This is a genomic window from Thermomicrobium sp. CFH 73360, from assembly GCF_023806465.1.
Taxonomy (GTDB): Bacteria; Chloroflexota; Chloroflexia; order Thermomicrobiales; family Thermomicrobiaceae; genus Thermomicrobium.
In genome coordinates this window covers 1-9104 of the sequence record NZ_JAMSLS010000016.1, presented here as the reverse complement: position 1 = coordinate 9104, position 9104 = coordinate 1, and the positions used below count along the sequence as shown (strand labels likewise).

Here is a 9104-nt window from a genome sequence, read left to right as displayed (position 1 = left end):
GGCAAGGCTGAAGGACGGCTCGCGCAAAATCGTTGCCATCACTGAGGTTCAGGGCATGGAAGGAGATGTCATCGTCCTGCAGGACATCTTTGTCTTCGAGCAAACCGGTTACGAGAATGGGAAGGTCATCGGGCGGATCAAACCGACGGGTGTTCGTCCGAAGTTCGTCGAGAAGTTCGAGGTAGCCAACATCTACTTGCCGCCAACGATCTTTGGCGTGTCCTATCCCCGTGGGTTCGGGCGGTGAGGCATGGTGGGAGATCCGCTGGTGGTGCTCGCGATCTCATTCGCTGGTGCCTCGGCGGTCCTTCTCGCTGCCGGTCTCCGTGGCACTTTGCGCGGAGAGGCGGTGAACCGGCGTCTTGAGCGATACGCCGGGCGCGAGGAGAAGCCAGAATTCGAGTCACTCGGAGGCCCCAACCTGATTGCTCGACATGTCGACCGAGCCGTTCAGGGGAGAGGTTTTGCGGAAGCTCTCCGCACCAATCTTCTGCGTGCCGATCTCCGTCTGACGGTCGGTGAATTCCTGTTGCTCCGCACGGCGGTGGCCCTGGGCGCGTTCTTTTTCGGTTTCGTTATCGGACGCGGGCTCACGCGGCCGATTCTCGGGCTCTTTGTCGGCATGCTCTTTGCGATCAGCGGTTGGTTGCTGCCGCACTACTACGTGTTGTGGCGAGCTCGGCGTCGACTGCACCAGTTTGTCAATCAGCTTGGTGACACGATTGGACTGATGGCGAATTCATTACGGGCGGGTTATAGCCTCCTTCAGACAATGGACCTTGTGGCACGAGAGTCCGCACCACCGATCGCCGACGAGTTTCGCCGCGTCGTGCGGGAGGTTGGGCTCGGCGTGCCGATGCAGGACGCATTGGAGCACCTCTTACGGCGCGTTCCCAGCGAGGATTTAGACCTCCTGGTTACGGCAATTGCGATTAACCACGAGGTTGGTGGAAACCTCGCGCAGATTCTCGATGTGATTGGAGAGACAATACGCGAACGGGTGCGGATCAAGGGGGAAATTCGTGTTCTTACTGCGCAACAAAGCCTCTCCGGTTACATAATTTCTCTGTTGCCCGTGGGTTTAGCTGTTCTGATCTTTCTGTTAAATCCTGACTATTTGACGAGTCTTTTTACCTGGCCATGGATCTGTATGCCGATCGGTGCGGTGATCTGTATGGTCGCAGGTTTCCTGGTGATGCGCCGTATCGTGGCCATCGAGGTGTAGCGATGCCGATCATGCTCGTTTTAATCAGTCTCATACTAGCGCTTGGAGGCATTGTATTGATTCTCCTTGGTGTTCGGGAGCAGCGACGCCAACGTGTTTTGGAGCAGCGCCTCGCGCAGTTCGGACACCGCGTTCCCTCGCTCGATGACCTGGAACTCCAGTTCCCCTTCCGACAACGAGTTCTCTATCCAATGCTCGAGCGCCTCGCGCAGATCGTCTTGCGCTTCACTCCTGGCTCATCGTTGGAGCGAACGGAACGGCGCCTTGTTGAGGCGGGTTTGGCTGGCTCATTACGTCCGATGACCTTCCTGGGCATCCGATTTGCCCTCGCCCTCTTGCTGGCTGGGTTGAGTGCGTTTCCGATGCTTTCGGGGACTGGGCCGATTCTGTATCGTTTTGGCATGCCGCTGACGCTGGCCGTGCTCGGTTGGGTGTTACCCAATACCTGGCTCAGTCGGCGGGTGGCGCAGCGAAAGCGTGCAATCCAGCGTGCATTGCCGGATGCGATTGACCTGCTGGTCATCAGTGTTGAAGCCGGGCTGGGCTTCGATCAGGCGCTCTTACGAGTGGTCGAAAAGTGGGACAACGAGTTGACCAAGGAGTTTGCGCGCACGCTGTCCGAAATGCGTATGGGAGTCCCGCGGCGGCAGGCGCTGCGTGACCTTGCGCAACGTGTCAATGTCGATGATCTGAACATCTTCATCGCGTCGCTCGTCCAAGCTGATCAACTTGGCGTCAGCATCAGTCAAGTGCTCCGTGCCCAAGCGAACCAAATGCGTCTGCGCCGACGACAGCGTGCCCAAGAGCTGGCGCACAAGGCACCGATCAAGATGATTTTCCCGATGGTGTTTCTGATCTTCCCGGCTATGTATGTGGTGATTCTGGGACCAGCGATCCCTCGCATCCTGGAAGCGTTCCGCTAATCACCACTAGCACGGGCTGGGTCGACTGGTGGTACCTCGAGCACGATTTCCGGATCGTCGAATCGATCGAAGCGACCAATCATGTAATGTCCGGGAGCCATCATCTCGTACCGTCTCACAAGAAAGTCGTCAATGCCAATCCACAGACGATAGTGAGTCTCGCTGGTCGGGTCGTAGAAGGCGATCTTGTAGCACGATATTCCTTCAATCGATTCAATACCGAGAAGGCGAACGTCTTCTGCAGTCTGTGCATATCGGAAGGTCGGCCAGCGGAACGGGGTGCTGCTGGGCCAAGGGCTCATCGTCCAATCACCACCCGCGACGCGATCATATCGTCGGTCACCAATGATCACGGTTTCCGTCGTTGGCCGACCAGGTACAAGGACGGAGTACGCTGCCTGATTGGGAGCACGATACTGGATCACTGTCTTGACGACTGGGCCGCCGCTGGTCAACTCTGTGCGTTCCTCGGCTGCCTGTAGCCGATTCATCGCTTTATCAGTTAAGTCCAGCAACGCACGAGTGTCAGGAACAGGGATGGGAATTTGGAAGCGTGCTGGGGGAACCTCGCCGGTGTCTGGTCCCAGGACGTAGACCGCCATTGACCAGAGGTTTGCCGTCAAGTCGATCGTTGTCGCGTAGAAGGGTGAACTTCGCTGCAACTCGACGAGACGTGGTCCGTTCGATGTCGCGAGTTCGAGTGTCACGCGTGCATTATCGACCGTCGTGCCATTCGGTGCGGTGACTTTTACCGAAAGCCGATTGGTACCAGGCTGTGCTGGATCGATACGAAGCGTCACGAGATATGGGCCGGCATTTTGCGCGAGCGTGAGGGCCGTGGATGCCGCAGGAAGCGGCTGCAGCGATGACCGTGTCGGAGGCAACATCACGAGTATGGTTGCAGCCAGCAAAATGAGGAAAGCGAAGAGGGCTTTGAGCCGTAGAAGTTGCAGTGACGCACGCTGTTGACGAAGCCATCGCAGGGTAAGTATGCCGGTTACCGCCGTAAATGCGAACACAGCAGCAAGCTTCATCAGGAGTGTCCGTCCGTAAGGGGTATTCCACAGATCCTCAGGCGCTGCAACATTCGTCCAGAGGCCGTAGGCGCCACTAAGAGTGACGAGTTCAGCGAGTGGTACTGCGGCGAGTGCGAACCGGCGAATGAGCTGTTCAGCTGCCGCACGGGCCTGATCTGTCTGGCCTTGCGTAGCCCGGAGCACAGGCAGCAATGCGAGCGAACTCCCAATCAATATCGTCGCGCCAATGGTGTGAACAGTTGCCACGGGAATGCTCAGCACAGGGAGATCAGTCGCGGCGGCGTGACTGACGGCTGCTCTGCTAAGAGCTAGTGCGGTCGCACTGACGATCGAGAGTGTCAGTTGCACCGGCGCCGGTAGTGGGGCTGCCAAGATACCGTAGCAGAACAGGGCGAGGAGGAAGCTTCCGGACCAGACCGCACCGGGGCGCGTGGCGAGAAGTTGTCGCAACGCCTCTGGATTGGGGAGCGTTGTGAGATTGCCAGCATAGGCGATGAGCATCAATCCGCTGGCGAACGCGGCGACAAGTGCTCCACGACGCGCAATGATCTGCAAATGGGCGCGCACGATACGGGTTTCTTTTAGGCGATACGCGCAAAGTAAGAGTGTGGCGGCTCCAAAAAGGAGTGCGAGCGCAAGGAGGTGAAGCAAGCGTGCCCAGGCTCCAAGGAAGGTTGCCCATCGACTCAGGTCTCCGTGGTCCTGCGGTGCTGAGGGGTGGCCCACTGAGAACACGTAGCGTCCAGTAATGAGGTGGCCGTCACGTCCGAGCACCGAGTAGCGCACCACATACGTGCCCTGGGCCGTGAACGCTTCAAGTGGCACGCGAAGCTCGGTCTGGTCTGGTCTTGAACGTGAACGTGCAGCATCGAGTTGGAGGCGTTGCCCATCGGGAGCAATGACGATGACCCCGGTACCGACAGGATCAACCGGTTCGGAGAAGCGCAGTACGACGGCCTGCGGAACCTGATCCAGAAGCGCGTTCGGGGAAGGTTCGGCGTCGAGCAAAATGGCGTGGGCAAGGGCCTTTCGCGGGAAGCCGATGCCGACGATAATGGTCAGTAGAAGAAGTGCCTTCAGGAGTCGCTGGTGCTGTTTCACTCCGTGCATGACCTGTAGCATCGTCCGTCATTCCGCTTGAGATGGTAGCAGTCGAAAGAGTTGCCCGGTGGTTACTGCTCCGCGTCAATTCTTCGCCATCGTAGATCAGGAGACTGGCGTACGAATCGCCTGGCGGGTGGTGGTGGCCGACCGCTGGTGGAGTCGCCTGCGCGGACTGTTGGGACGAGCCGGTCTCGATGAGGGCGAAGCGCTTGTCCTGTCACCCTGCTCAGCAATTCACACCTTGGCCATGCGCTTCCCAATTGACGTGCTGTTCCTTGACCAGCAGGGAATGATTCGATGCGCGCGGCGGGCCGTGCCACCCTGGCGCCTTGGGCCGATCTGCCGCGGGAGTGTCGTTGCCGTGGAACTGCCGGTGGGGACGATCGACCGGTACAGCCTTGAGCCTGGCAGGATGCTGCGTATCCAGCAAGAAGGTAGTGACGCTCCATAGAGAGGTAATTGTCCGTTGCTGACGCGAGCCATTTCCTGGCTCGTTACCAAGGCAGAGCGAACGGTCTTTGCGCCAACATGCGGTGGTTGCGGGTGGCCAGGCGTTTGGTGGTGCGCTCGCTGTTACCGTGAGCTGAGACCGCTCTCCGTGTTCACGCGTCGTTGTCAACGTTGTGATCGTCCTTTGACATCAGATCACAGTCGCTGTCCTGATTGTTCAAGCTGGCCGCCGCCTCTCGTGCAGGTTCGTGCGCTGTACCTCTATGAGGGGCCGCTGCGGACGGCGTTGCACCGTGTCAAGTATGGCGGTGAGCGTCGGCGTGGTGAGTTCCTCGGAGAACTTCTCGCTTCCTCGGCCGAGGTATTGGTCGGTAACCAGTGTGCAGCACTGCGTTGTGTCGTGCCGATTCCGTTGCATCACACACGCCTGCGCGAGCGGGGGTTCAACCAGAGTTCCTTGCTTGCTGCTGCAGTCGCTCGCAAGCTTGCTCTGCCGCTGGAGGACGGGCTCGTGCGTCTCCGTGCGACTGCGACGCAAGTCAGCCAAGATCGGGCTGCGCGATGGGAGAACGTTGCCGGGGCCTTCGCATGGGTTGGTCAACCGCTCGAGGGAACGGTGCTTCTTGTCGATGACGTCGTTACGACCGGGGCGACAGTCATCGCGGCGAGCGAGGCGCTGATCACCGCGGGAGCTCGGGCAGTCATTGTGCTTGCACTGGCTCGTGCCGCAGCAGTCTAGAGCGCTCGGGTCAGCTGTGAGATACGCTCTTGTGTCGCTGCACGGGCCCATTCGTCAGCCTCGAGAATGGCTTCCAAAGTGAGGGGGCCACTTGGTGGCTGGTGTTGCTCGAGGACAGAGTGCACGACTGGCACGATATCTGTGAAGCGGAGATGGCCGGCGAGGAATGCCTCGACTGCCACTTCGTCTGCTGCGCTCAGCACAGTGGGGTATGTGCGACCGGCAAGACCGGCCTCGCGGGCCAATTGGAGGGCTGGAAACCGCTCGGGATCGGGAGCGTAGAACTCTAATCGACCGATTTGTGACATATCGAGTGGGAGAACCGGACTCGGTACACGCTCCGGATAGAGAAGCGCGTACTGGATCGGCAAGCGCATATCCGGATACGCAGCGTGAGCAACCGTCGAGCCATCGCGGAAGGTGACGAGTGCGTGGACGATACTCTGGGGGTGGATCGTAACGTTAAGAAGTTCGTAGGGAAGATCGAAAAGCCAGTGAGCTTCGATGAGTTCGAGTCCCTTGTTCATCAAGGTTGCCGAATCGACCGTCACTTTTGGCCCCATGCGCCACGTTGGGTGGGCGAGGGCATCGGCTGGGGTCACACGCTCGAGTTGCTCTCGGGTCGCCAAACGGAACGGCCCACCGGATGCGGTGATTGTCACTCGTGCGAGTTCCTGGCGCTGGTGCGGGAATTGGAGAAGCTGCCATAGGGCGCTGTGCTCACTATCAACCGGCCGGATCTGAGCACCGTGCTGGCGCGCTGCGGACATGAGGAGTTCGCCGGCGCAGACGACGCTTTCCTTATTGGCGAGAGCGATCGTCTTCCCAGCGTGTGCGGCGGCGAGCGTTGGGCGTAGACCGCTATTACCAGCGAGCGCGATAACGATGATGTCAGCGTCAGGATACGTTGCGGCAGCAATCAGACCTTCGGTGTCCACAAGCACCGTTGGTGCCTCAATTCGCGATCGATCGCTTTCGTTTCCGACGACAACTAGTTCGGGCCGGAATGCTGTGATCTGAGCGGCAAGAAGTTCGACATTCCTGCGCGCAGCGAGTGCAACGACGCGGAAATGCTCAGGGTGCGTAGCGACGACTTCAAGGGTTTGCCGTCCGATTGAGCCGGTCGAGCCAAGGATGCTCACACGAAGGACCACGGTGTTCCTCCGGAGAGGAGTGTAGCAAGCAGGAGCGTGGCCGGTACGGTGACGAGGAGTGCATCAATGCGATCCAGCACACCACCATGTCCTGGTATCGATCGGCCAAAGTCCTTCAATCCCAACCCGCGCTTCAGGAATGATTCAGCGAGGTCACCAAGTTCAGCCAAGACTGCAATAGCCGTCCCGGCTGCTCCACCGGCGGCCGGGGAGAGGGGCACTCCGAAGAGCCATGCTCCGAACATACCGACAAGGAGACCGGTCAAGAACCCAGCGACAGCTCCCTCCCACGTTTTCCCCGGGCTCAAGCGTGGAGCGAGTTTTCGATGTCCATACCTGCTTCCTGCAAGGTAGGCCAAGGTGTCGGTAAGCCAAGTGACAGAAAGGGCCCAGGCGAGCCAAGCGAGTCCGAGAGCGGTTCGTTCTGTTCCCAAGAGTGCCGCGAGGCGCTGGAGCCATGCGGCATGCCCAATTCCCTCGATCGAACGCAGGAGAATGGCAGCGGAAAGGGGGGCTCCAAGATAGAACGCACCGAACGATGCGAGAACGCCTCGTTGCAGCCCGTCCCGGTGGTCGGCAGTGCGGACATGCCAGGCGATCGGTAAGAGGGAAGTACTGATGGCTGCAACCAGAATGACGGCGGGAGAGTCAGACAACTGAACGGTAATGAGCAGGATGCTGGCTGCAAGGACGATGCTGAGCGGTTGGATTGGTTCACGAGTCACGCGAGAAAAACCGCGTGCGAGTTCGCGTGCGCCTTGCAGAAGCACAGCGAGGATAAGGACAAACCATGCCCAGGTGCCGAGCACGAGCGGCACGAGCGTCACAATGACGACTAAGGTTGCGCTTACGGTGCGCTGGCGCACGGTTCCGAAGCCGCGTGGGATCGAACTGGATTGCGCAATCCACCAAAGCGACGTTCTCGTCGCTGGAAATCACGAATTGCAGCCTCGAACTCTGCAGGAGTGAAATCCGGCCATAGGGTTGGCGTGAAATAGTATTCAGCGTAGGCAGCCTGCCACAGCAGAAAGTTGCTCATTCGCAATTCCCCTGAGGTGCGAATAATAAGATCCGGCTCGGGCATACCCGCGGTGTAGAGATATCGTTCCACGGTGGCCTCGTCGATGGCCTCCGGCGGGATACCCTCGCTCACGATACGCCGGATCGCGTGGACGATCTCAGCGCGTCCACCGTAGTTGAAGGCGATCGTCAACACAATCCGGTCATTGTGCTTTGTGAGCTCGATTGCGTTCCGAATCTGCTGCTGCAGCGCTGGTGACAGTCCTTCCAAGCTTCCGATGTGTCGAAGCTGTGCTCCGTGACGGTGGAGCTCCTCCGTTTCCCGTTCAATCACCTCGCTCAAGATCTGCATCAGTCCTTCGACCTCTTCACGCGGGCGGCGCCAGTTTTCGGTCGAGAACGCCCACAGGGTCAAATATCGGATTCCGAGCTCCGCAGCCTTGAAGGTGATTGGGCGGATATTCTCGGTGCCTGCGCGGTGACCGGCAAGCCGAGGGAGACCGCGCCGCGTTGCCCAGCGGCCGTTTCCATCCATGATGATGGCGACGTGGGTTGGGACCAGGCCAACGCAGGTCTGATCATTCTGGTGGCTCGTGGGGGAGCGCTCAGACTTCGAGGATGTCATGCTCCTTCTGCTTTCCGAGCTTGTCAGCCTCACCGATATACCGGTTGGTGAGATCTTGGAGGCGTTGCTCTGCTCGCCGCTCATCATCCTCACTGATCTGCTTTGTTTTAAGGAGCTCTTTGATATCAGCGAGTGCATCGCGTCGAATATTGCGAATAGCAACTTTCGTTTCCTCGACCTCCTCGTGGACGAGCTTGACGAGTTGGCGACGGCGCTCTTCGGTCAACGGTGGAAGTTGAATTCGCAATGTCTGGCCATCGACCGATGGGTTCAGTCCGAGTTCTGACTGGCGGATCGCCTTTTCAACGGCACTCACCGCGTTGCGATCCCAGACCTGGACAACGAGCAGCCGTGCCTCGGGAGCGCTAATCGTCGCCAGCTGATTAAGCGGCGTTGGAGTCCCGTAGTAGTTCACCTCGAGATGCTCGAGGAGGCTCGGGGTCGCACGACCAGCACGGATACCAGCAAGCTCCTGGCGGAGCCGTTCGATACTCTTTTTCATCCGCTGTTCAGCATCGCGGAGGATTTCGTCGATCATCGCGATCGCTCCTTCCGATGACCGACCGCTCGTTTCATGCATAGGCTGTCATGTCCGAACACACGAGCGTCCCGACCTCATGCCCCAGTGCCGCTTTTTCTATGTTACCCGGTGTAAGCAGATCGAACACGATCACCGGGAGGTCATTTTCCCGACAGAGTGCCAGTGCCGATTGATCCATTACCCGGAGATTCCGTTCCAGCGCCTCCTGGTAGGTGATGGCCCGATACTTCCGAGCTCGGGGGTTACGCCGTGGATCGTCGTCGTAGACTCCATCGACGCGGTACTT

The 9104-nt window shown here is 59.1% G+C and carries 10 protein-coding genes and 1 pseudogene; 5 read left to right on the top strand and 6 right to left on the bottom strand.

The window, feature by feature from the left end:
* The 3 genes and pseudogenes from NET03_RS13215 to NET03_RS13205 form a co-directional block, all read left to right on the top strand.
* A pseudogene (locus tag NET03_RS13215) lies at positions 1–247 on the top strand (CpaF family protein); the annotation flags it as partial.
* Between the two features lie 3 nt (positions 248–250).
* Positions 251–1225 carry a type II secretion system F family protein gene (locus NET03_RS13210; protein ID WP_252129363.1) on the top strand — a complete coding sequence of 325 codons (975 nt, stop codon included), beginning with the start codon at positions 251–253 and terminating at the stop codon, positions 1223–1225.
* Between the two features lie 2 nt (positions 1226–1227).
* A complete protein-coding gene (locus NET03_RS13205) occupies positions 1228–2148 on the top strand; it encodes a type II secretion system F family protein (RefSeq protein WP_252129362.1) in 921 nt (306 codons plus the stop codon).
* Here NET03_RS13205 and NET03_RS13200 read toward each other — a convergent pair.
* Positions 2145–4307 carry a copper resistance CopC/CopD family protein gene (locus tag NET03_RS13200; protein WP_252129361.1) on the bottom strand — a complete coding sequence of 721 codons (2163 nt, stop codon included), beginning with the start codon at positions 4305–4307 and terminating at the stop codon, positions 2145–2147. The genes NET03_RS13205 and NET03_RS13200 overlap by 4 nt on opposite strands.
* A gap of 46 nt (positions 4308–4353) precedes the next feature.
* Here NET03_RS13200 and NET03_RS13195 point away from each other — a divergent pair, with 46 nt between their 5' ends.
* The gene (locus NET03_RS13195) at positions 4354–4740 is read left to right on the top strand and encodes a DUF192 domain-containing protein (protein ID WP_252129360.1); all 387 of its coding nucleotides are present in this window, start codon (positions 4354–4356) and stop codon (positions 4738–4740) included.
* Positions 4741–4977: 237 nt separating this feature from the next.
* The gene (locus NET03_RS13880; RefSeq protein WP_252129359.1) at positions 4978–5478 is read left to right on the top strand and encodes a ComF family protein; all 501 of its coding nucleotides are present in this window, start codon (positions 4978–4980) and stop codon (positions 5476–5478) included.
* Here the strand turns inward: NET03_RS13880 and NET03_RS13185 are convergent.
* The 5 genes from NET03_RS13185 to NET03_RS13165 form a co-directional block, all read right to left on the bottom strand.
* Positions 5475–6632 carry a 1-deoxy-D-xylulose-5-phosphate reductoisomerase gene (locus NET03_RS13185; RefSeq protein WP_252129358.1) on the bottom strand — a complete coding sequence of 386 codons (1158 nt, stop codon included), beginning with the start codon at positions 6630–6632 and terminating at the stop codon, positions 5475–5477. The two genes, NET03_RS13880 and NET03_RS13185, sit on opposite strands and share 4 nt — an antisense overlap.
* Complete coding sequence (locus NET03_RS13180; RefSeq protein ID WP_252129357.1) at positions 6617–7498, bottom strand: phosphatidate cytidylyltransferase; 882 nt, start codon at positions 7496–7498, stop codon at positions 6617–6619. Before NET03_RS13180 ends, NET03_RS13185 begins: the two co-directional genes overlap by 16 nt.
* The gene (uppS, locus tag NET03_RS13175) at positions 7480–8277 is read right to left on the bottom strand and encodes an undecaprenyl pyrophosphate synthase (RefSeq protein ID WP_252129356.1); all 798 of its coding nucleotides are present in this window, start codon (positions 8275–8277) and stop codon (positions 7480–7482) included. The genes NET03_RS13180 and uppS overlap by 19 nt, the downstream gene beginning before the upstream one ends.
* A complete protein-coding gene (gene frr / locus NET03_RS13170; protein WP_252129355.1) occupies positions 8258–8815 on the bottom strand; it encodes a ribosome recycling factor in 558 nt (185 codons plus the stop codon). Before frr ends, uppS begins: the two co-directional genes overlap by 20 nt.
* 34 nt (positions 8816–8849) lie before the next feature.
* A partial coding sequence (locus NET03_RS13165; protein ID WP_503008236.1) for an amino acid kinase family protein occupies positions 8850–9104 on the bottom strand: 255 nt, incomplete at its 5' end.

Coding starts and splice junctions, on each gene's coding strand:
- NET03_RS13200 (WP_252129361.1), bottom strand. CDS start 4,307: ATGCTACAGGTCATGCACGGAGTGAAACAGCACCAGCGACTCCTGAAG.
- NET03_RS13205 (WP_252129362.1), top strand. CDS start 1,228: ATGCCGATCATGCTCGTTTTAATCAGTCTCATACTAGCGCTTGGAGGC.
- NET03_RS13210 (WP_252129363.1), top strand. CDS start 251: ATGGTGGGAGATCCGCTGGTGGTGCTCGCGATCTCATTCGCTGGTGCC.
- uppS (WP_252129356.1), bottom strand. CDS start 8,277: ATGACATCCTCGAAGTCTGAGCGCTCCCCCACGAGCCACCAGAATGAT.
- frr (WP_252129355.1), bottom strand. CDS start 8,815: ATGATCGACGAAATCCTCCGCGATGCTGAACAGCGGATGAAAAAGAGT.